At 75.0% G+C, this 21,340-nt stretch carries 15 protein-coding genes; 9 read left to right on the forward strand and 6 right to left on the reverse strand.

The window, feature by feature from the left end:
• Positions 1–3 precede the first annotated feature (3 nt).
• Genes cmk through C1I92_RS15900 form a run of 5 tightly spaced genes read left to right on the forward strand, consistent with a single transcriptional unit; the run spans position 4 to position 4,916 of the window.
• Entirely contained in the window at positions 4–696 is a 693-nt protein-coding gene (gene cmk / locus C1I92_RS15880) for a (d)CMP kinase (protein WP_111255628.1), read from the forward strand.
• Positions 693–1,346 carry a lysophospholipid acyltransferase family protein gene (locus C1I92_RS15885; RefSeq protein WP_111255629.1) on the forward strand — a complete coding sequence of 218 codons (654 nt, stop codon included), beginning with the start codon at positions 693–695 and terminating at the stop codon, positions 1,344–1,346. The genes cmk and C1I92_RS15885 overlap by 4 nt, the downstream gene beginning before the upstream one ends.
• Complete coding sequence (gene der, locus C1I92_RS15890; protein WP_111255630.1) at positions 1,343–2,716, forward strand: ribosome biogenesis GTPase Der; 1,374 nt, start codon at positions 1,343–1,345, stop codon at positions 2,714–2,716. The genes C1I92_RS15885 and der overlap by 4 nt, the downstream gene beginning before the upstream one ends.
• Positions 2,717–2,742: 26 nt before the next feature.
• Entirely contained in the window at positions 2,743–3,687 is a 945-nt protein-coding gene (gene ligD / locus C1I92_RS15895; RefSeq protein ID WP_111255660.1) for a non-homologous end-joining DNA ligase, read from the forward strand.
• 2 nt (positions 3,688–3,689) lie between these two features.
• Positions 3,690–4,916 (forward strand): winged helix-turn-helix domain-containing protein, encoded by a 1,227-nt coding sequence (locus C1I92_RS15900; RefSeq protein WP_111255631.1) that lies wholly within the window; start codon positions 3,690–3,692, stop codon positions 4,914–4,916.
• Here the strand turns inward: C1I92_RS15900 and C1I92_RS15905 are convergent.
• A complete protein-coding gene (locus C1I92_RS15905; RefSeq protein WP_111255632.1) occupies positions 4,913–6,010 on the reverse strand; it encodes a winged helix DNA-binding domain-containing protein in 1,098 nt (365 codons plus the stop codon). The genes C1I92_RS15900 and C1I92_RS15905 overlap by 4 nt on opposite strands.
• A 211-nt stretch (positions 6,011–6,221) precedes the next feature.
• On the opposite strand from C1I92_RS15905, the gene C1I92_RS15910 reads away from it, so the two are divergent.
• Positions 6,222–8,189 (forward strand): elongation factor G, encoded by a 1,968-nt coding sequence (locus C1I92_RS15910; RefSeq protein WP_111255633.1) that lies wholly within the window; start codon positions 6,222–6,224, stop codon positions 8,187–8,189.
• Here C1I92_RS15910 and C1I92_RS15915 read toward each other — a convergent pair.
• Positions 8,173–8,652, reverse strand: coding sequence for a hypothetical protein (locus C1I92_RS15915; RefSeq protein ID WP_111255634.1), 480 nt, complete (start codon positions 8,650–8,652; stop codon positions 8,173–8,175). The genes C1I92_RS15910 and C1I92_RS15915 overlap by 17 nt on opposite strands.
• A 174-nt stretch (positions 8,653–8,826) precedes the next feature.
• Here C1I92_RS15915 and C1I92_RS15920 point away from each other — a divergent pair, with 174 nt between their 5' ends.
• Positions 8,827–11,889 (forward strand): AfsR/SARP family transcriptional regulator, encoded by a 3,063-nt coding sequence (locus C1I92_RS15920; RefSeq protein ID WP_111255635.1) that lies wholly within the window; start codon positions 8,827–8,829, stop codon positions 11,887–11,889.
• Positions 11,890–11,906: 17 nt separating this feature from the next.
• On the opposite strand, the gene C1I92_RS15925 is transcribed toward C1I92_RS15920, so the two are convergent.
• A complete protein-coding gene (locus C1I92_RS15925; protein ID WP_111255636.1) occupies positions 11,907–13,118 on the reverse strand; it encodes a hypothetical protein in 1,212 nt (403 codons plus the stop codon).
• A gap of 147 nt (positions 13,119–13,265) precedes the next feature.
• Here C1I92_RS15925 and C1I92_RS15930 point away from each other — a divergent pair, with 147 nt between their 5' ends.
• Both C1I92_RS15930 and C1I92_RS15935 read left to right on the forward strand, forming a co-directional pair.
• Complete coding sequence (locus C1I92_RS15930; RefSeq protein ID WP_199521278.1) at positions 13,266–14,279, forward strand: hydroxyacid dehydrogenase; 1,014 nt, start codon at positions 13,266–13,268, stop codon at positions 14,277–14,279.
• Between the two features lie 2 nt (positions 14,280–14,281).
• Positions 14,282–15,046 (forward strand): sugar phosphate isomerase/epimerase family protein, encoded by a 765-nt coding sequence (locus C1I92_RS15935; protein WP_111255637.1) that lies wholly within the window; start codon positions 14,282–14,284, stop codon positions 15,044–15,046.
• Positions 15,047–15,183: 137 nt separating this feature from the next.
• Here C1I92_RS15935 and treZ read toward each other — a convergent pair whose 3' ends face one another.
• From treZ to glgX, 3 genes are read right to left on the reverse strand one after another with little or no spacing between them, the layout of a single operon-like run.
• Complete coding sequence (treZ, locus tag C1I92_RS15940) at positions 15,184–16,938, reverse strand: malto-oligosyltrehalose trehalohydrolase (protein WP_111255638.1); 1,755 nt, start codon at positions 16,936–16,938, stop codon at positions 15,184–15,186.
• A complete protein-coding gene (treY, locus tag C1I92_RS15945) occupies positions 16,935–19,013 on the reverse strand; it encodes a malto-oligosyltrehalose synthase (protein WP_111255639.1) in 2,079 nt (692 codons plus the stop codon). Before treY ends, treZ begins: the two co-directional genes overlap by 4 nt.
• Positions 19,010–21,151 (reverse strand): glycogen debranching protein GlgX, encoded by a 2,142-nt coding sequence (gene glgX / locus C1I92_RS15950; protein ID WP_111255640.1) that lies wholly within the window; start codon positions 21,149–21,151, stop codon positions 19,010–19,012. Before glgX ends, treY begins: the two co-directional genes overlap by 4 nt.
• Between the last annotated feature and the right edge of the window lie 189 nt (positions 21,152–21,340).

The raw sequence follows: 21,340 nt of genomic DNA on the forward strand, positions 1-21,340 counted from the left end.
GACGTGTCCGAAACCGACCTCGCTCACCTCGTCGTCGCCATCGACGGCCCCTCCGGCTCCGGGAAGTCGACGGTGGCCCGCCGGGTCGCGGCGGCGCTGGGCCTGCGCTATCTCGACACCGGCGCGATGTACCGGGCGGTCACCTGGTGGGCGCTGGAGCGCGGCGTCGACCTCGCCGACACCGAGCGGGTGGCGCAGCTGGCCCGCGAGCTGCGGCTGGAGCAGGGGCTGGACCCGGAGATCGAGACGCTGTCCGTCGACGGCGCCGACATCGCCGCGGCGATCCGCACCAGCCGCATCTCCGCCGCCGTCAGCGCCGTCGCCACCAACCTGGGCGTCCGGGCCGAGCTGGTGGCCCGGCAGCAGGCCGTGGCCCGGGCCGGCGGCGTCGTGATCGAGGGCCGCGACATCACGACCGTCGTCGCGCCGGACGCGCCGGTCCGGGTGCTGCTGACGGCGGACGAGCAGGTCCGGCTGTCCCGCCGCGCGCTGGAAGTGCACGGCAGCGCCGACGCCGACGCCGTCGACGCGACCCGCGACCAAGTGGTCCGCCGCGACGCCGACGACTCCACCGTCGCCAGCTTCCAGCAGGCCGCCGACGGCGTCGACGTCGTCGACTCCTCGCTGCTGTCGCTGGACGAGACCGTCGCCGCCGTCCTGAAGCTGGTGGAGGCCCGCACGGGGGTGCGGGCGTGAGCGACTCCGGCCTGCCGACCTACCGCGGCTCGGTCTTCGGCAAGTACGCCGCCTGGACGCTGGCCCGGCTGCTGTACCGGGTGACGATCACCGGCGCCGAGCACGTGCCGCGGACCGGGCCGGTCATCCTGGCGCCCAACCACACCGGTTTCCTCGACGCGCCGCTGCTCATGGGCACCTGCCCGCGGCCGGTGCACACGCTGGCGAAGAAGGAGCTGTTCAAGGGGCCGCTGGGCTGGCTGCTGCACGGCGTCGGGCAGATCCCGCTCGATCGCGACGACCCCAGCCGAAGCATGGTCAAGTCCGGCATCGGCGTGCTCGACGCCGACCGGGTGCTGGTCGTGTTCCCCGAGGGCACCCGCGGCGCCGGCGACTTCTCCGAGCTGCGGACCGGCCTGGCCTGGTTCGCGCTGCGCTCCGGCGCGCCCGTCATCCCGGTCGTGTTCACGGGAACGGCGTCCCGGGGACGTACCCTGGGGGGGATGCCCGGCCTGCGGTCCCGGGTCGAGGTCGTCTTCGGCCGTCCGGTCACGCTGCCGGCGGGCGGCGGGCGCACGCGCTCGGCCCTCGACGCGGCGACCGAACAGCTGCGCGAAGCCCTGGTGGCCCACCGCGAGGCCGTGGCGTCCCGGAGCGAGGAGCGCAAGTGAGTGAGCAGATCCCGGCGGAGGCCCTGGAGGCCGTCGCCGAGGCGGACGTCTACACGCCCGTCGTGGCCGTCGTCGGCCGTCCCAACGTGGGTAAGTCGACGCTGGTGAACCGCATTCTCGGCCGCCGCGAGGCGGTCGTCGAGGACGTGCCCGGCGTCACCCGCGACCGCGTCGCCTACGACGCCGCCTGGGCCGGGCGGTCGTTCACGCTGCTCGACACCGGCGGCTGGGACCCGGAGGCGAAGGGCATGGCGGCGCGGATCACCGCGCAGGCCGAGGTCGGCATGGCCGCCGCCGACGTCGTCATGTTCGTCGTCGACTCCACCGTCGGCGCCACCGACACCGACGAGGCGGTCGCGAAGCTGCTGCGCCGGTCCGGCAAGCCGGTGCTGCTGGTGGCGAACAAGGTCGACGGGCCCAGCGGCGAGGCCGACGCGGCGGCGCTGTGGAACCTCGCGCTGGGCGAGCCGTACCCGGTGTCGGCGCTGCACGGCCGGGGGAGCGGCGACCTGCTCGACGCCGTCGTCGCCGCGCTGCCCGACGCGCCGCCGGAGTCCTTCGACGGGCTCGAGGGCGGCCCGCGCCGGGTCGCGCTGGTCGGCAAGCCGAACGTCGGCAAGTCCAGCCTGCTGAACAAGCTGGCCGGCGAGGACCGCGTCGTCGTCGACTCCGTCGCCGGCACCACCGTCGACCCGATCGACGAGCTGATCGAGCTGGGCGATCGCGAGTGGCGGCTCATCGACACCGCCGGCATCCGCCGCCGGGTGCACGAGGCGTCCGGCGCGGAGTACTTCGCGTCGCTGCGCACCGCCGCCGCGCTGGAGCGGGCCGAGGTCGCCGTCGTGCTCATCGACGCCAGCGAGCCGCTGGCCGAGCAGGACCTGCGGATCATCTCGATGGTCGTCGACGCCGGCCGGGCGCTGGTGCTGGCGTTCAACAAGTGGGACCTGCTCGACGAGGAGCGCCGCGACACGCTCGACCGCGAGATCGACCGGCAGCTGGATCGGGTCGCCTGGGCGCCGCGGATCAACGTCTCCGCGCGCACCGGCTGGCACGTCGACCGGCTGGTCCGCGCGCTGGACACCTCGCTCGAGGGCTGGGACCAGCGGATCCCGACCGGCAAGCTGAACGCGTTCCTCGGCCAGCTGGTCGCCGCCCACCCGCACCCGGTGCGTGGCGGAAAGCAGCCGCGGATCATGTTCGCCACCCAGGCCGACACCCGCCCGCCCCGGTTCGTGCTGTTCACCACCGGTTTCCTGGAGCCGTCGTATCGGCGGTTCGTGGAGCGGCGGCTGCGCGAGGAGTTCGGCTTCGAGGGCACTCCGCTGGACATCGCGATGAAGATCCGAGAGAAGCGCTCGCGGTCGTGATGCCGCGGCCGGGCACCATCACCCCGATGATGGCGACGCTGTCGGACCGGTTGCCGGCCGACGACGACCGCTGGGGCTTCGAGGTGAAGTGGGACGGTGTCCGGACCATCGCCTACGTGTCCGGCGGCGAGGTGAAGCTGTCCAGCCGCACGCTGCGCGACGTGACCCGGGTGTATCCCGACGTGCACGGTGTCGCGGCCGCGCTGGACGGGCGCGACGCGGTGCTCGACGGCGAGATCGTCGCGTTCGACGACACCGGCCGGCCGTCGTTCGAGAAGCTGCAGTCGCGGATGAACGTCGAGGTGTCCGGGCTGTCGGACCGGCTGGTGACCGGCGCTCCGGCGGTGTACCTGCTGTTCGACCTGCTCTACCTTGACGGCCGGTCGCTGCTCGACGCGACGTACGAGGAGCGGCGGGCCGCGCTGGACGAGCTGCTGCCGTCCGGCGGCTCGGGCTGGCAGCGGCCGGACTACGTCGCCGGGAACGGCGCGGCGATGCTCGAGGCGACGAAGGCGCAGCGGCTGGAGGGCGTCATCGCCAAGCGGCTGGCCAGCCGCTACCAGCCTGGCAAGCGCGGGACCGACTGGCTGAAGGTGAAGAACGTCAACCGCCAGGAGGTCGTCATCGGTGGCTGGTTCGCCGGTGAGGGCGGCCTGAGCGGCACCCTCGGCGCCCTCGCCATCGGCGTCTACGAGGGCGACGAGCTGCGCTACTCCGGCCGGGTCGGCACCGGGTTCACGGTGGCCGAGCGGCGGCGGCTGGCCGGGCTGCTGGCGCCGCTCGCGTCGGGCGCCAGCCCGTTCGTCGGCGCGCAGCCGGACAAGCGCGGCTGCGTGTTCGTCCGGCCGGAGCTGGTGTGCGAGGTCGCGTTCGCCGAGTGGACCGCGATCGGCACCCTGCGCCACCCCGCCTACAAGGGGCTGCGCACCGACAAGCCCGCCCGCGACGTCGTCCGGGAAACCGCCGGGTAGCCGTGACCGGGCAGCTGTCGCTCGCGCAGGCGCGCCGGATCGCGCTGCGGGCCCAGCTGCTCGACCGCCCGCCGCCGGCTGCGCCGGTGACGGCGGCGCGGGTGCGGTCGGTGCTGCGGGCGCTCGGCGCGGTCCAGCTGGACGCCGTCAACGTGCTGGTGCGGTCGCACTATCTGACGCTGTACTCGCGGCTCGGGGCGTCCGCGCCGGAGCTGCTCGACGATGTCGTGTACCGGCGACGGCACGGGTTCGAGTACTGGGGGCACGCGATGTCGTTCGTCCCCGTCGAGCTGCACCCGGCGCTGCGCTGGCGGATGCGGCGGCGGGCCGAGCAGCCGTCCTGGCGGCGGTTCCGCGACCGGGTCGAGCGGGAGCGGCCCGGCTACCTGGACGCGCTGGCCGCCGAGGTCGGCGCGCGCGGGCCGCTGGCGTACGCGGACCTGGCCGACAAGGCGCCGCGGGACCGGTCCGCCCGCGCGGGGTACGCCGACTCGACGCTGCTCTGGTACCGCTGGTCGGACGGCAAGTCCGCACTGGAGGGGCTGTTCGACGCCGGCGAGCTGGCGGCCGCCGGGCGGCGCGGGTTCGAGCGGCTCTACGACGTCCCGTCCCGGGTGCTGCCGTCGGCCGTGCTCGCGGCGCCCGGCCTGTCCCTGGCCGACGGTCAGCGCGAGCTGGTCCGCCGGGCGATGGCCGCCCTCGGCGTCGCCACCGCCCGCGACGTCGCCGACTACTTCCGGCTGCCCGGCGTCGAGACCCGGGCCCGGCTGCGCGAGCTGGTGTCGTCGGGGGAGCTGGCGCCGGCGCGGGTCGAGGGATGGGCGGACCCGGCCTGGCTGGCGCCGGGCCCGATCCCGCGCGCCGTCGACGGGCGGGCGCTGCTGTCGCCGTTCGACTCGCTGCTGTGGGAACGCGGCCGGGTGCGGCGGCTGTTCGGCTTCCGGCACAGCTTCGAGCTGTACGTGAAGCCGGACAAGCGTGAGTTCGGGTACTTCGTGCTGCCGTTCCTGCTCGGTGACGCGCTGGTGGCGCGCGTGGACGTCAAGGCGGACCGGCCGCGTGGGGCGCTCCTGGTCCCGGGCGCGTTCCTCGAGCCCGCCGCCTCCGAGGACGAGGTGGTTCCGGCGCTGGCCGAGGAGCTGTCCCGGCTGGCCGGCTGGCTCGGCCTGTCCGCCGTCGAGGTCGGGTCGCGCGGGTCGCTGGCCGGACCGCTGCGGCGGAGGTTCTAGGCCTTGCCGGCGGGGATCCGCAGCCGGACGTCGCGCCGGTCGGCGGCGGGGGCGGCGAACGCCAGCAGCCGGGACGCCTCGGCCTCGAGCTCCGTCTCCTGGTCGCCCGTGAGCGGACGCAGCAGCTCGGCCGTCAGCGTGGCGGCGTCGTCGTCCACCGCCATGGTCCAGAAGCCGGCCACCTCGCCGTCGATCAGGACGGCGGCCTCCCAGCCGATCCGCGTCGCCGCCTCCGGGCCGACCAGGCGGGAGCGGTCGGCGAAGCCCAGGACGACGTTGTCGGCGAGGGCGAGCAGCCGCGGCGGCGCGGGCGTGTCCGGGTCCGGACGTGGCGCGTCGGGGAGGTCGAACAGCTCCTCGCCGTGCTCGCCGGCGAATGTCAGCAGCTCCGGGCGCATCGCCTCGACGACCTCGCGCAGCCGGGTCAGCCCGCTCCACGCCTGGACGTCCTTCACCGTCGCCGGGCCGAACGCGGCCAGGTAGCGCCGGACCAGCGTGCTCGGCGGCACGCCGGGGGACAGCGGCCGGCCCAGCCAGTTGCCGGCCAGCGCGATGTGCGCCGGCCCGTGCCGGTTCCACAGCCCGTCCGGCGGCGGGTGGACGACCGGCAGCAGCCCCTGCACCGACCGGGCCAGCGCCGTCGGGTTGTGCCCGGGCCAGCGGGCGGCCAGCGCGGCAGCGAGCCGGGGCCGGGTCAGCCGGCCGTCGTCGAGCAGGTCCGCCGCCGCCTTCGCGAGGTCGTCCGGGTCGACGCCGTCGAGGGCCTTGCCCCAGGCGCCGCGCTGCCAGCGGGCCAGCATCGGCGCCAGCAGCGGCCGCAGCCACAGGTAGTCGTCGGTCGCGACGAGGTGCAGCGTGCCGCGGAACAGCGTCGCCCGGACGACGCTGCGGTCCAGTTGCAGCGCCGTCAGCCGCGCGACGGTGAAGCCCTCGACCCGGTTCCACAGCATGACGTACGGCGGGTCCGGATCCTGGCCCTGCAGCCCGCCGACGTCGCGGACGACGTCCAGCGCCGATCGGCCGACGCGGCCGAGCAGGTGCTGGCGCGCGAGCGTCGCCCGGTTCAGCCGCCGCCCGTCGAGTCGCTGGTGCATGTCAGCACCGTAGGCCCGATGGGGGCCACCGAGTGTCCTCGACACTGTCCCACCTCGAACCGTGACACTCGCGCGGAAAACCGGTTGCCCGCGCGCACCGGCCGGTGATCGACTGGACACCACCAGCGAGTGAGAAGGGAGAGCGTCATGCGCCGAGCTTTCGGGTCCACCCCAGTGACTCCATTCGTCCGAGCAAGGGACTCGAAGCTCATTGCGTACGCTCAACCTGGGCATCCTCGCGCACGTCGACGCCGGTAAGACCAGCCTCACCGAGCGGCTGCTGTACGCCGCCGGTGTCATCGACGAGGTCGGCAGCGTCGACGCCGGCAGCACCCAGACCGACTCGCTCGCGCTGGAGCGCCAGCGCGGCATCACCATCAGATCCGCCGTCGTCGCGTTCACCATCGGCGACACGGCGGTCAACCTCATCGACACACCCGGCCACCCGGACTTCATCGCCGAGGTGGAGCGGGTGCTCGGCGTGCTCGACGGCGCCGTGCTGGTCGTGTCGGCGGTCGAGGGGGTGCAGGCGCAGACGCGGGTGCTGATGCGCACGCTGCGCCGCCTGCGCCTGCCGACGCTGATCTTCGTCAACAAGCTCGACCGCGCCGGCGCCGACCTCGACGCCGTCACCGCGCAGCTGGCCGCGAAGCTGACGCCGCGGATCGTGCCGCTCGGCACGGCCACCGGGCAGGGCACCGCGGCGGCCAGGTTCCGCCCGTTCACCAGCGACGACGGGCTCGACGCGCGGCTGGTGGACGCGCTCGCCGACGGCGACGACGCGCTGCTCGCCGACTACGTCGAGGACCCGGCGGCGGTGACGCACCGGCGGCTGCTGCGATCGCTGGCCCGGCAGTCGCGACGCGCGCAGGTGCACCCGGTCTTCGCCGGCTCGGCGATCACCGGCGCCGGCGTCGCGGAGCTGACGGCGGGCATCGCGCGGCTGCTGCCGTCCACCCCGCAGGACGGCGCCGACGGGCGGCCGCAGGGCACCGTCTTCAAGGTCGAGCGCGGGCCGGCCGGTGAGAAGGTCGCCTACGTCCGCATGGTCGCCGGCACGCTGCGCGTCCGCGACCGGCTGGCCGCCGGCCGGGTCACCGCGCTGAGCGTCTTCGACGGCGGCGGCGCCCGGCCGCGGGGCGAGGCCGGCGCCGGCCGGATCGCCAAGGTGTGGGGCCTGACCGGCGTGCGCATCGGCGACACCCTCGGCGAACGCGCCGAGTCCGCCGAGCACCACTTCGCGCCGCCCACCCTGGAGACGGTCGTCGTGCCGCGACGGGCGCGGGACCGGGGCGCGCTGCACGCCGCGCTGGCCCAGCTGGCCGAGCAGGACCCGCTGATCGACCTGCGTCAGGACGACCTGCGGCAGGAGGTGTCGGTCTCGCTCTACGGCGAGGTGCAGAAGGAGGTCGTCCAGGCCACGTTGGCCGCCGACTACGGCCTCGACGTCGACTTCCGCGAGTCCACCACGATCCACGTCGAGCGGGTCACCGGCACGGGCGAGGCGGTCGAGTTGATGAAGCAGGACGGCAACCCGTTCCTCGCCGGGATCGGGCTGCGGGTCGAGCCGGCCGCCGAGCGCGAGGGGGTGCGGTTCGGCATCGAGATCGAGCTGGGATCGCTGCCACCGGCGTTCCTGCGGGCGATCGACGAGACCGTCCACGAGACGCTGCGGCAGGGGCTGCACGGCTGGGACGTGCCGGACTGCCGGGTGACGCTGATCCGGTCGCAGTACGCACCTCGGCAGAGCCACGCCCACGCCACGTTCGACAAGAGCATGTCGAGCACGGCCGGCGACTTCCGGCTGCTGACGCCACTGGTGCTGACGACGGCGCTGGCCCGGGCCGGGACCTGCGTGCTGGAGCCGGTGCACCGGTTCGTGCTGGAGCTGCCGGCGGACTGTCTGGGCCAGGTGCTGCCGGTGCTGGCACGGCTGCGCGCGGTGCCGGGAACACCCGCGGCGACACCGGAGGGCTATCTGCTCGACGGCGATCTGCCGGCGGCGCACGCCCACGAGCTGCAGCAGTTGCTGCCGTCGCTGACCCGCGGCGAAGGCGTCCTGGAGACCCGGTTCGAGCGCTACCAGCCGGTCGCCGGCCCGCCGCCGGAGCGTCCGCGCACCGACCACGACCCGCTGCACCGCGAGGAGTACCTGCTGCGGGTCATCCGCCGGGTGTGACGGGGATCGTCGCCAGGTCGCCGAGCAGCAGCTCTCGATCCTCGTCGGTGCTGATGGCGGCGCCGGCCTCCCGGGCCTGCGCGAGGTGGCGCCGCGCCTCGTCCACGTCGCCGGCGACGGCGTGGGCGCGGGCCAGCGCCTCGTAGGCGAAGGCCAGGTCCCAGTCGCCGATGCCGTTGTCCTGGCACGTCGACAGCACCAGCCGGGCGTGGAACAGCGCCGGCTCGCCCCGTCCGAGGACGCAGTAGACGCGCGAGCACAGCCAGTGGCTGCGGGCGACGTTGTGCGGCGTGCCGACCTGCAGCCAGTGGTACGCCGACGCGTGCGCCTGGTGGACCATCAGCACGTCGTCGCCGGGGGAGCGGTCCTCGGACTCCATCAGCCGCCACGTGTCGTTGAACAGGGCGGCGGCCAGGCGGCGGTGCAGCTCCGGGTCGATCGTCGCGGACGCGGTGTCGCTCATGGTGAATCCCCCCGGAATCGGTCGTGACGGCACGCATTGTCCCATGCGGCTCCGGCGGCGCCGCCTGCGAGACTCGCCTTCGTGGCCGGTCAGACCTACCGCGAGCGCTTGAGCACGTCCGCGTGGTGGTGATCGGTGAGCGTCGTCCACCGACGGCCGTGACAGGCTGGGTCCGTGCAGGTGGGCATTCTCGGGCCGGTCCGGCTCAGCGACGGCGACAGGGTCGTCGCCGTCGGCGGGGCGCGGCTGCGGGCGCTGCTGACCCGGCTGGCGCTGGAGCCGGGCGCGGTCGTGCCGATGCCGGCGCTGGTCGACGCGGTCTGGCCGGATGGTCCGCCGGGCGATCCGGTCAACGCCGTGCAGACGCTCGTGTCGCGGCTGCGCCGGCTGCTGGGGACCGGCGCCGAACTGCGGCAGGTCGCCGGCGGCTACCGGCTGGAGCTGGCCGCCGACGACGTCGACGCGGGCCGGTTCGAGCGGCTGGCCCGGGCCGGCCGGGACCGGCTGCGGGCCGGCGCCGCCGCCGAGGCGGTGACGGCGCTGCGCGCGGCCCTGGCGCTGTGGCGCGGCCGGCCGCTGGCCGACCTCGACGGGGCGGCGGTCGCCGGCCCGGTGCTGTCCCGGCTGGACGAACTGCGGCTGGCCGCCGCCGAGGACCTCGCCGAGGCGGAGCTGGCCGCGGGGACCACGGCCGCCGACGTCGCCGTGCGGCTGCGTGCGCTGGTCGCCGAGCAGCCGCTGCGCGAACGGCTGCGGGCGCTGCACGTGCGCGCACTGGTCGCGGCCGGCCGCCGGGCCGAGGCGCTGGAAGCGTTCGAGGACGCGCGGACGCTGCTGGCCGACCGGCTCGGCGCCGACCCGGGCGCGCAGCTGCGCGCCGCTCACCTGGACGCGCTGCGCGCCGACGAGCCGGTGCCGGCCCGGCCGGCGCTGCCGGCGCCGCTGACCTCGCTGATCGGCCGCGACGACGACCTCGCCGAGGTGACGAAGGCGCTGAGTCGAGCCCGGCTGGTGACGCTGACCGGGCCGGGCGGCGCCGGCAAGACCCGGCTGGCGGTGGCCGCAGCCGCGACGCTGCCGGTGCCGGTCCGGCTGGTCGAGCTGGCCGCGGTCGCCGACCCGGAGGAGGTGCCGCAGGCCGCCGCCGACGCGTTGCCGGCGCCGGGCACGGTCGAGCCGGCCGGGCGCACCGCCGTCGAGCGGCTGGTCGAGTCGTTCGGCGGCAGCGAGATCGTGCTGCTGCTGGACAACTGCGAGCACGTCGTCGACGCCGCGGCGGAACTGGCCGGCGAGCTGCTGCGTCGCTGCCCGCGGCTGCGGGTGCTGACGACCAGCCGCGAGCCGCTGCGGCTGCCCGGCGAGGCGCTGCACGAGGTCCGTCCGCTGGCGCCGGCCGACGCCGTCCGGCTGTTCGCCGAGCGCGCCCACGACGTCCGGCCGGAGCTGGACCTGGACCCGGCGCTGGTCGCCGAGGTCTGCCGCCGCCTGGACGGGCTGCCGCTGGCGATCGAGCTGGCCGCCGCCCGGCTGCGGTCGCTGCCGCTGGCCGAGCTGACGGACCGCCTCGGCGACCGGTTCGACGTGCTCACCCGCGGCGCCCGCACCGCGGACCAGCGGCATCGCACCCTGCGCGATCTGGTCGGCTGGAGCTGGGAGTTGCTCACCGAGCCGGAACGGACGCTGCTGGAGCGGCTGGCCGTCGTCCCGGTCGTGACGCCGGCCAGCGCCGCCGCGCAGGGTGGCCCGGACGCGCCCGAGCTGCTCGCGGCGCTGGTCGACAAGTCGCTGCTGCAGCTGGCCGAGGGCGCGCAGCCGCGGTACCGGATGCTGGAGACGATCCGCGAGTTCGCGCTGGCCCGGCTGACCGCCTCCGGGCGCCGGGCGGCCGCGGAGGCCGCGCTGGTCGCGTCGGTGCTGGAGCTGACCGAGCGGGCCGAGCCGGGCCTGCGGTCGGCGGACCAGCCGCAGTGGCTGGTGCGGCTGCGCGGCGAGTGGGAGAACCTGCGCGCCGCGGTGCAGCTGGCCGTCGGCACGGATCCGGCGACGGCGGTCCGGCTGGGCGCCGCGCTGGCGCAGTACTGGACGATCTCGTCGGACCACACCGCGACCACGCACCGGCTGCGCCGCCTGGTCGAGCTCGACGGCCCGGCCGACCCGGAGCACCGCGCGGTCGTCGTCGCGTACTACGTGCTCAACGCGCTGCTCGGCGAGCACAACCCCGAGGCGGCGCCGGCGATCGCCGGCCGGCTGCGCGGGTGGGCCGGCGCGGCGCCGGCCGCCGGGCACCCGGTCCTTCCGCTGCTGGACCCGCTGCTGGCGCTGCTGGCCGACGAGACCGGGGCCGGCCTGGCCGCGGCCGACCGCCTGCTGCCCGCCGCCGGCGACTGGACCCGCGGCGGGCTGTTGCTGGTCCGCTCGATGCTCGCCGGCGCCGGCGGCGACCTGGCCGGCGCGATCGCCGACCTCGACGGCGCGGCGTCGGCGTACCGGGCGGCCGGCGACCTCTGGGGCGAGTCGACGACGCTGACCTTCCTGGCGCTGATGCGGACCAGGTCTGCTGACGCCGCCGCGGCGCCCGCGCTGGAGCGGGCGATCGGGCTGCGCCGGCGGCTGGACCCGTCCGACGAGGCGATCGAGCAGCGCGCCTGGCTGGCCCAGCTGCACGCCTGGACCGGCGCGCCGGAGCAGGCCCGGGCCGAGCTGACCGGCCTGGCCGGGCTCGCGGCGCCGTCGGTGCACTGCGTCGTGCTGGTCCGGGTGCTGCTCGGCGATCTGGACCGGCTCGGCGGCGACCTCGCCGGCGCCCGCCGCTGGTACGGCGAGGCGGCGGCGCACGCCGCGGAGTCCGGTGAGCCGATGTTCGTCGCGATCCTCGGCACGTCGGCCGGGCACCTCGCGGTCGCGGCCGGCGCCGCCGACACCGCGGCCCGGGAGCTGACCGCGGCGGCGACGGCGGCCGCGCACATCAAGGACCTGCCGCTGGTGGCGGCGGTCGGCGTCGCCGCGGCCGCGCTGGCCCGCTCGGACCGCGAGCCGGGCGCGGCGGCCGAGCTGCTCGGCGCCGCGCACGCCCTGCGCGGCGCCGCCGACGGCCTCAACCCCGACGTCGTCGAGCTGACGGCGCGGCTGCGGGCCGAGCTGGGCCAGGAGGAGTTCGCGACGGCGTACGAGCGCGGCCGCGGGCTGGCCGGCCCGGCCGCGAACGCGCTGATCCAGGACTACGTCCGCCGCCGGTAGGCCGGCGCCGCCGGCCGTCAGCTCACGGTGATGCTGATCGGCCAGCGGACGAGATTGCGATCCAGACCCTCGCAGTACCGGATCGCCGTCGCGTAGATGTACGCGGTCGAGCCGGTGGAGTTGAAGTTGATCGACGTGCTCTCCGGGTCCAGCAGCGACGGGTACTGGTAGCGCTCCTGGCTCGCGTGCGTCGAACAGTTCTCGCCGAACTGGCCGTACCGCGGCAGCTCCATCACCGTCTGCGGCGTCGTCCACGTGCGCAGATCGGTCGACGTCGAGGCGCGGACGACGGCCTTGGTGACACCGCCGACGGTGGCGGTGCCGTGCGCGATCGCGAGGTAGAGGTTCTGGCCCTCCACCTTGATCAGGCTGCGGATCGGCCAGCCGAGCGAGGATGCGACCGGCGCGCAGTCGTTGTCGCCCGGCTCGGTGCCGGGGGCGTACGGGCTGCTGAACTGGACGCCGAACCCGGTGCCGTCCCACGCCCGCCACGACGCCGGGTTGCCGAGGTCCTGCGGCAGCGTCCGGATGAGGCAGCTGCCCTCGCCGCTGGGCCGGTCGTAGGAGAGCGTCGCGTACAGGTAGCCGCCGGGGCCCTCGACGATGGTGGAGGGGACGAAGGTGCCGACGCGGTCCGGGCTGGCGGCGTCGAACGGGACGTCGGGGCCGGCGATGAAGCGTGGCGTGCCGGTGGGCGGCGACGTGAACGAGTAGCCGCCGTCGGTGGAGGTGGCCTGGACGGTGGTGCCGTACCAGCACTCGTCCTGGACCGAGCAGTCCAGACCGGTGTAGTGGTCCGGGTGGTAGTCCATCGCGACCAGCCCGTGGATCGTGTCGCCGTCCAGCGTGTAGAACGACTCCAGCCAGCCGCGGTTGTCGAAGGTCTCGGGCAGCGGGTTGGCGCCGGCGGCGTAGATCATGTGCCCGCAGTCGCGTTCTACGGCGTTCAGCGACGGGCCGATCGAGGCCCAGTGCTGGTAATGGGTGGCGATGAGGTGCACGTCGCCGGACGAGTCGCGAAACGCTCGCGCGGCGGCGTCGGGCAGGTCGATCGTGGCGCACGCGTCGTCCCCGTAGTCGAAGACGATCTCCTGGGGGCCGGTGACGGCGAAGCCGACGGTGGCGAGCGCCGTCTCCTCGGCGGTGGCGGGCGTGAGCGCGGGCGCGGCGCCCACGAGGGCGACGGCGCCGACGGCCGCGAGGCGGCGCAGGACGTGCTGACGGGTCATCTCGGCTCTCCTCCGTACGACGGTGAACGGGGTGGACGATCGAGAATGTGGCTTGAAACGTTGCAATATGGATGATCCATCCGAATTGCGGCGCTGTCAAGAAAGCGCTTACCCTGGTCCGGAGTGCCACCACCGACGGGAGTCTCGATGCCGCACGAGCGGGTCAGCGCCATGCTGGTCATGTCAGATGCCGCGTATCGGGATCTGTTCGACGACGAGCTGCGCGCGCGGCTGGACGGGCTCGCCGACCTGGTGCTGCCGGGCCCGGTCGCGACGTTCCGGCCGCCGGAGGTGCGGGCGGCGCTCGCGCGCGCGGACGTGCTGCTGACGTCGTGGGGGTCTCCGCCGCTGGACGAGGACGTGCTCGCCGGCGCGCCGCGGCTGCGGGCCGTCCTGCACGCCGCCGGCAGCGTGAAGCACCACGTCACCGACGCCTGCTGGGACCGTGGCCTGACGGTGACGACGGCGGCCGCGGCGAACGCCGTCCCGGTCGCGGAGTACACGCTGGCCGCGATCCTGTCGGCCGGGAAGCGGGTGCCGCAGTTCGCCGCCGGCCTCCGTGCGCGCCCCGGCGACTGGAGCTGGCGCGACGAGGTCGGCGCGGCGTCGAACTACCGGCGGGTGATCGGCGTGGTCGGCTTCTCCAGGATTGGCCGCCGGGTGGCCGAACTGCTCCGGCCGTTCGACCTGACGGTGCTGGTGGCCGACCCGTACGCCGATCCGGTGGCGGTCGCGGCCGCCGGAGCGGACCTCGTCGAGCTGGACGACCTGCTGGCCCGCGCCGACGTCGTCACGCTGCACGCGCCGTCGCTGCCGGAGACCCGCCACCTCATCGACGCGCGTCGATGTGCGCTGATGAGCGACGGCGCCACGCTGATCAACACGGCGCGCGGAGCGCTGGTCGACCACGCCGCGCTGACCGCCGAGTGCGAGCGCGGCCGGCTGTCGGCCGTCCTCGACGTCACCGAGCCCGAGCCGCTGCCGCCGGACTCGCCGTTGTACCGGCTGCCCAACGTCGTGCTGACGCCGCACGTCGCCGGCGCGTTGGGCACCGAGTGCCGCCGGCTGGCCGCGCTGGCGCTGGACGAGTTGGAGCGGTTCGCCGCCGGACAGCCGCCGCAGCACGCGGTGCGCCGCGACGACCTGGTGCTGCAGGCATGAGCATGAGCGTGCGCACCGGCCTGGTCTCGGTCACGTTCCGGCAGCTCGGCGTCGGCGACGTCCTCGACGTCATGGACCTGGCCGGGCTGGACGCGGTCGAGTGGGGCGGCGACGTGCACGTGCCGACCGGCGACCTCGGCGCCGCGCAGCGGGTGGCGGCGGCCTGCGCCGGCCGCGGCGTCGACATCGTCGCGTACGGCTCGTACTACCGGGCCGGCAGCGACGAACCGGGCGCGTTCGACGCCGTGCTGCGGACGGCGATCGCGCTGGGCGCGCCGCGGATCCGGGTCTGGGCCGGCGCGGCCGGCTCGGCTGAGCTGGACCCGGCGCGGCGCGACCTGGTCGTCGACGACGTGCGCAGGATCACCGCGCTGGCCGCCGTCGAGGGCATCGAGATCGCCGTCGAGCACCATCCCGGCACGCTCACCGACACGCTGGAGTCCGCGCTCGCGCTCTATGCCGAGGCCGGACACCCGCGGCTGCGGCCGTACTGGCAGCCGCGGCTCGGCCTGGACCCGGACGAGGCGGTGCGCGAGGTGACGGCGCTGCTGCCCGGCCTGGTCACGGTGCACGTCTTCAACTGGGCCGCCGACGGCACCAAGCTGCCGCTGGTCGGCGGGGCGCCATTGTGGCTGCCGGTGCTGGACGCACTGCGGGCGGCCGGCGACGCGCAGCGCTACGCGCTGCTGGAGTTCGTCCCCGACGACGACCCGGTGGCGCTCGTCCGCGACGCGATCACGCTGCGGGAGTGGCTAGGGGGTGGCTGACGGATCTTCGGCGGCGCGGATCGACGCCCAGACGCCGACCAGCTGCGTTGCCGTCGTCGCCCGATGACACCGCATCGATCTCCTCCGGCGCCTTGCTGGACCGACGCCTGGACGCCGCCCGCATCCGCCAATATCCGTCAGACACCCCCTGGCCGGGTCCTGACGACGGCGGCGGTCTGCGCGCCCAGCTCGGCGCCGTCGCCGTCGGCCGTCACCGGTCCGGTGGCCAGCAGCAGGTCGCCGAACGGCGCCGACAGCGGCACCCGCTGCGGCTCGCCGGCCAGGTTGACCGCCACCCGCAGCGCGCCGCGGTGCAGCACGAACCAGCCGGCGTCCTCGTCGAACCCGGCGGCGACGGCGGTGAGGTCGTCGTCGCGCAGCTCCGGCTCGGCCGCCCGCAGCGCGATCATCCGGCGGTAGAGATCGAGCACCTCCGCGTGCCCGGGCCGGTCCGGCTCGGTCCAGTCCAGCCGGGCCGCCGCGACCGCGGCCGGATCCTGCGGGTCGATCATCGCCGACGTGTCCCAGCCGTGCCGGCGGAACTCCTCCCGCCGCGACGGGCCGATCGCGGCGGCCAGCACCGGATCCGGGTGCGAGGTGAAGTACGGCCAGCGGGTCGCCGCCGCCCACTCCTCGCCCATCCACAGCATCGGCGTGAACGGCAGCGACAGCAGCAGCACGGCGCCGATCCGCAGCCGCGCCGCCGACGCCAGCTCGCTCAGTCGCTCGCCGGCCGCCCGGTTGCCGACCTGGTCGTGGTTCTGCAGGCAGACGACGAACCGGCGGCCCGGCGTGCGGGCACGGTCGACCGGGCGGCCGTGCGGGCGGCCGCGGAACGAGGAGAACCGGCCGTCGTGCAGGAACGCGTCGCGCGCCACCTTGGCCAGCACCGTCAGCGAGCCGAAGTCGGCGTAGTAGCCCTGCCGCTCGCCGGTGAGCAGTGCGTGCAGGGCGTGGTGCACGTCGTCGTCCCACTGCGCGTCCAGGCCGTAGCCGCCGAACGCGCGCGGCTCGATCATGACCGGGTCGTTGAGGTCGGACTCGGCGATCAGCGGCAGCGGCCGGCGCAGCTCGCCGGACAGCCGCTCCACCGCCGCGGACAGCTCGGCCAGCAGGTGCGGGTGTCCGTGCCCGGCCAGCGGGTCGGACAGTGCGTGGACGGCGTCCAGCCGCAGCCCGTCCAGGTGGTAGTCGCGCAGCCACATCAGCGCGTTCTCGACGATGAACCGGCGCACCGCCGGCTCGCCGAGGTTGACGACGTCGCCCCAGGCGGTGCCGCCGCCGGCATCGGTGAGGTACGGGCCGAACCGCGGCAGGTTGTTGCCGCTCGGGCCGACGTGGTTGTAGACGACGTCCAGGACGACGGCCAGGCCGCGGGTGTGGCAGGCGTCGACGAACCGCTTGAAGCCGTCGGGCCCGCCCAGCGGCTCGTGCACCGCGTACCAGCCGACGCCGTCGTAGCCCCAGTTCCAGTCCCCGGCGACGGCGTTGACCGGCAGCACCTCGACGTGCGTCACGCCCAGCGCGACGAGGTGGTCCAGCCGCTCGATCGCCCCGTCGAACGTGCCGGCCGGGGAGAACGTGCCGATGTGCAGCTCGTACAGGACGGCGCCGGCCAGCGGGCGGCCGCGCCAGTCGCCGTCGGTCCAGCCGAACGCGCCGTGGTCGTAGGTGCGCCCGCGGCCCTCGACGCCGTGCGGCAGCCAGGCGGCGCGCGGGTCCGGCAGCACGTCGGGGGAGTCGTCGAGCTGCCAGCCGTAGTCGGTGCCCGGCGGCGCCGGCGCGTGCGCCGTCCACCACCCGCCCGGCGCCGCCACCGCCGTCGCCCGCCGTCCGCCGGCCAGGAGCACCACCCGGCGCGCGGCCGGCGCCCAGAGCGCGAACGCCGTCATGCCGGTGGGACGAGCAGCGCGACGGGATAGTGATCGAGCAGGTCAGCGAGCCGCGCGGGCCCGCCGTACGGCCGCCCGGTGAGCACGTCGACCAGACCGTCCGGCAGCTCCACGACGGTGTCCGCCCACCCACCCCGCCGCTCCAGCCGGACCGGCAGCCGGGTCGCCACCGTCACCGCGCCGCCGCGGTCGAACGCGATCGCGTGGTCCGCCGCCGGCCCGTGCGCCGGGACCCGCCGGTACGCCGTGAACAGCTCGGGCCGGTCCCGCCGCAGCCGCAACGCCCGCGAGACGACCCACAGCTTCGCCGCGCCGTCCACCGGCGGCGGCCCGGCCGGCCCCGGGAGCTCCGCCAGCAGCGACCGCAGCCGGGCGAAGTCGACCGGGCGCCGGTTGTCCGGGTCGACCAGCGAGTCCTCCCAGCCCTCGGTGCCCTGGTAGACGTCGGGCACACCGGGCATGGTGAGCTGCACGAGCTTCTGGGCGAGCGCGTTGGTCCAGCCGTGCGGCCGGATCCGGGCGATCAGCGCCTCGACCGCCGCCCGCGGCCCCGGCCGCGTCGCGACGGCGTCCAGCGCCGCGTGCACCGCCGCCTCGGCGTGCTCGTCCGGCTCGGCCCAGCCGGTGAACGTCGCCGCCTCGCGCATCGCCTTCGTCGCGTACGCGTGCAGCCGGTCGGGCGTGTCCAGGCCGATCCCGAGCACCGTCTGCCACAGCAGGTGGGCCATCGCCGCGTCCGGCATCGGCGCCTCGACGGCCAGCAGCCGGACCAGCGCGGCCCACTCGTCCGGGACCTCGGCCAGCACCGCCAGCCGGGCCCGCACGTCCTCGCCGCGCTTGGTGTCGTGGGTGGACAGCGTGGTCATCGACGCCGTCGCCCGCCGCTGCTGGGCGGCGTGGAACTCGTCGAGGGTGACGCCGAACCGGGACGGGTCGCCGCCGACCTCGTTCAGCGCGACGAACCGGGTGTACCGGTACGCAGCGGTGTCCTCGACGCCCTTCGCCATGACCGCGCCGGTGGTCTGCTGGAACCGGACGCACAACTCGTCGGCCGGATCGGTCAGCCGGGGGAGCAGAGCGTCGAACGCCAGCTCCGGCCGCCGGGCCCGCGCCGCCGCGACCGCCACTGCCAGGTCGGCCGCCCCCGACGACGGCAGGTAGGAGCGGTAGACCGGGAACGAGACGGCCAGCTCGGTGAGCGCGGCGAGCGCGTCCGGCACGGATGGCGCCAGCCGGGCCAGCCGGTCGAACTCCGGCCGCAGGATCGTCGTCGCGACCGCCCGCTTCCCGGCCAGCGCGTGCGCCGGCCAGTCCAGCTCGTCGCCCGTGGCCTCCCGGTACAGCCGGTCGACGGCGTCCTCCGCGTCCGGGTCGACGAACAGCGGGCCCACCTCGGCCAGAGCGTCGTACCCGGTCGTCCCGTCGACCGGCCAGTCCGCCGGCAGCGTCTCGCCCGGCTCCAGGATCTTCTCCGCCAGGATCCATGCGTGCGGTGCGCGCGAGCGCAGCCAGGCCAGGTAGCCGCCGGGGTCGGCCAGCCCGTCCGGGTGGTCCACCCGCAGCCCGCCGACGCCGTCCTCGTCCACCCAGCGAAGGATCCGCGAGTGCGTCGCCGCGGCGACGGCCGGGTCCTCCACCCGCACGCCCGCCAGCGACGACACCGAGAAGAATCGCCGGTAGACCGGGTCCGGCCCGGGCGCGGCCCAGTCGACGTCGAACCAGTCCGCGTACGCCGAATCCCGGCCGTGCGCCAGCAGGTCGTGCCAGGCGGGGTTCTGCGCCGGGTCGGCGACGCCCTGGTGGTTCGGCACCAGGTCGACCACGACGGCCAGGCCGTGCGCGCGGGCCGACGCGAGGAACGTCCGCCAGCCGTCCTCGCCGCCGCGCTCCTCGTCCATGACCCGCGGGTCGACGACGTCGTAGCCGTGCGTGGAGCCCGCCGCGGCCCGCAGCAGCGGCGACAGGTACACCGCGCCGGCGCCGAGCTCGCGCAGGTACGGCGTCAGCTCCGCGGCCGCCGTCAGCGGGAACGCCGCGCTCAGCTGCAGCCGGTAGGTCGACGAGGGTGCGGTCACGACGCCGCGTCCCGCGGCGTCCGCAGCACCAGCAGCGACCGGGCCTGGACGGTGACGACGGCGCCGGCCGCGCGTGGCCCGCCGCGGTCGCCGGCGTCGTCGTCGGCGGTGTCCAGGACGATGTCCCAGGCGGCGCCGAACTCCGGGCCGGGCAGGGTGAACTCCAGCGGCTGGTCGTGCGCGCTGAAGCAGAGCAGGAACGAGTCGTCGACGACGCGCCGGCCCCGCGCGTCGACCTCGGCGATCCCGTTGCCGTTGAGGAACACCGCGATCGCGCGGCCGAACCCGGCGCCCCAGTCGGCGTCGGTCATCGGGCTGCCGTCGGGGCGCAGCCAGTCGATGTCGGGCAGCCCCTCGACGCCGGACCGGCGCACCGGCAGGCCGTCGAAGAACCGGCGCCGCCGGAACACCGGGTGCGCCGCCCGCAGCGTCGTCACCCGCCGGGTGAACTCACGCAGCGCGTGGTCGGCGTCGTCCCAGTCCACCCAGGTCAGCTCGTTGTCCTGGCAGAACGCGTTGTTGTTGCCGTCCTGGGTGCGGCCCAGCTCGTCGCCGTGGCCGATCATCGGCACGCCCTGCGACAGCAGCAGCGTCGCGAGGAAGTTCCGCTGCTGCCGGGCCCGTACGGCGTTGACCTGCGGGTCGTCGGTGCGGCCCTCGACGCCGCAGTTCCACGACCGGTTGTGGCTCTCGCCGTCCTTGTTGTCCTCGAGGTTGGCCTCGTTGTGCTTCTCGTTGTACGAGACCAGGTCGCGCAGCGTGAAGCCGTCGTGCGCGGTGACGAAGTTGATCGAGGCGACCGGGCGGCGGGTGGACGGCTCGTACAGGTCGGCCGAGCCGGTGATGCGGGAGGCGAACTCGCCCAGCGTGGCCGGCTGACCGCGCCAGAAGTCGCGGACCGTGTCGCGGTACTTGCCGTTCCACTCCGACCACTGCGGCGGGAAGTTGCCCACCTGGTAGCCGCCCGGGCCGAGGTCCCACGGCTCGGCGATCAGCTTCACCTGGCTCACCGTCGGGTCCTGCTGCACCAGCTCGAAGAACGCCGACAGCTTGTCGACGTCGTAGAACTCGCGGGCCAGCGCCGAGGCGAGATCGAAGCGGAACCCGTCGACGTGCATCTCGGTGATCCAGTACCGCAGCGAGTCCATGATCAGCTGCAGCGTGTGCGGGTGGCCGGCGTGCAGCGAGTTCCCGGTGCCGGTGTAGTCGAGGTAGTAGCGCTTGTCGTCGTCGACCAGCCGGTAGTAGGCGGCGTTGTCGATGCCGCGGAACGACACCGTCGGGCCCAGGTGGTTGCCCTCGGCGGTGTGGTTGTAGACGACGTCGAGGATCACCTCGATGCCGGCCCCGTGCAGCGCGCGCACCATCGCCTTGAACTCCTGCACCTGCGCGCCCGGGGTGGCGGCGGACGCGTACTCGTGCGCGGGCGCGAAGAACCCGGCGGAGTTATAGCCCCAGTAGTTCGACAGGCCCTTCTCCTGCAGGGTCGCGTCGTTGGCGAAGTGGTGCACCGGCATCAGCTCCAGCGCGGTGACGCCGAGCGACGTCAGGTGCTCCAGCACGACGGGATGCGCGATGGCGGCATACGTGCCGCGGATCTCCGCCGGGATGTCCGGGTGCGTCATCGTCAGGCCCTTGACGTGCGCCTCGTAGATGACGGTCTCGGCGTACTCGCGCCGCGGCGGGCGGTCGGTGCCCCAGTCGAAGAACGGGTTGATGACGACGGACTTGGGGACGTACGGCGCGGAGTCGTCGTCGTTGCGGCTGTCGGGGTCGCCGAACGTGTAGCCGAACAGCGCCTGGTGCCACTCGAACGTCCCGTCGATCGCCTTCGCGTACGGGTCCAGCAGCAGCTTCGCCGGGTTGCACCGGTGGCCGGCCTTCGGGTCGTGCGGCCCGTGGACGCGGAACCCGTAGCGCTGGCCGGGCTCCACGCCGGGCAGGAACGTGTGCCAGACGAACCCGTCGACCTCGGTCAAGGCCAGCCGCGTCTCCGTGCCGTCCGCGTCGAACAGGCACAGCTCGACGCCGTCGGCGACCTCGCTGAACAGCGCGAAGTTGGTGCCGGACCCGTCGTAGGTGGCGCCGAGCGGGTAGGCCGCACCGGGCCATTGAGACATCGGCTCGGCAGAGGTCATCGGCGGCCCTTCGTCGCGGGTTTCGGTGTGGTGCTCGCAGCGCCGCGAGTCAGGTCTCACTGTTCCAGGCGCGGCGGCCCGGTACCACCGAGTCTGCCGGGTGTGTTCAGCGGTCCGGCGGCGGGCCGCTCTGTGACCGTGGTCGTCGCCAGCTGGCCGCGCTCCTCATTCCCGGAAGGACCGTACAGT

The organism is Jiangella anatolica (assembly GCF_003236295.1).
In the GTDB taxonomy this organism is placed as follows: Bacteria; Actinomycetota; Actinomycetes; order Jiangellales; family Jiangellaceae; genus Jiangella; species Jiangella anatolica.

Excerpts from the sequence above, each read along its gene's own strand:
- C1I92_RS15925 (WP_111255636.1), bottom strand. The coding sequence starts at position 13,118 with ATGACCCGTCAGCACGTCCTGCGCCGCCTCGCGGCCGTCGGCGCCGTC.
- C1I92_RS15915 (WP_111255634.1), bottom strand. The coding sequence starts at position 8,652 with ATGAGCGACACCGCGTCCGCGACGATCGACCCGGAGCTGCACCGCCGC.
- treZ (WP_111255638.1), bottom strand. The coding sequence starts at position 16,938 with ATGACGGCGTTCGCGCTCTGGGCGCCGGCCGCGCGCCGGGTGGTGCTC.
- C1I92_RS15935 (WP_111255637.1), top strand. The coding sequence starts at position 14,282 with ATGAGCGTGCGCACCGGCCTGGTCTCGGTCACGTTCCGGCAGCTCGGC.
- glgX (WP_111255640.1), bottom strand. The coding sequence starts at position 21,151 with ATGACCTCTGCCGAGCCGATGTCTCAATGGCCCGGTGCGGCCTACCCG.
- ligD (WP_111255660.1), top strand. The coding sequence starts at position 2,743 with ATGATGGCGACGCTGTCGGACCGGTTGCCGGCCGACGACGACCGCTGG.
- C1I92_RS15930 (WP_199521278.1), top strand. The coding sequence starts at position 13,266 with ATGCCGCACGAGCGGGTCAGCGCCATGCTGGTCATGTCAGATGCCGCG.
- C1I92_RS15905 (WP_111255632.1), bottom strand. The coding sequence starts at position 6,010 with ATGCACCAGCGACTCGACGGGCGGCGGCTGAACCGGGCGACGCTCGCG.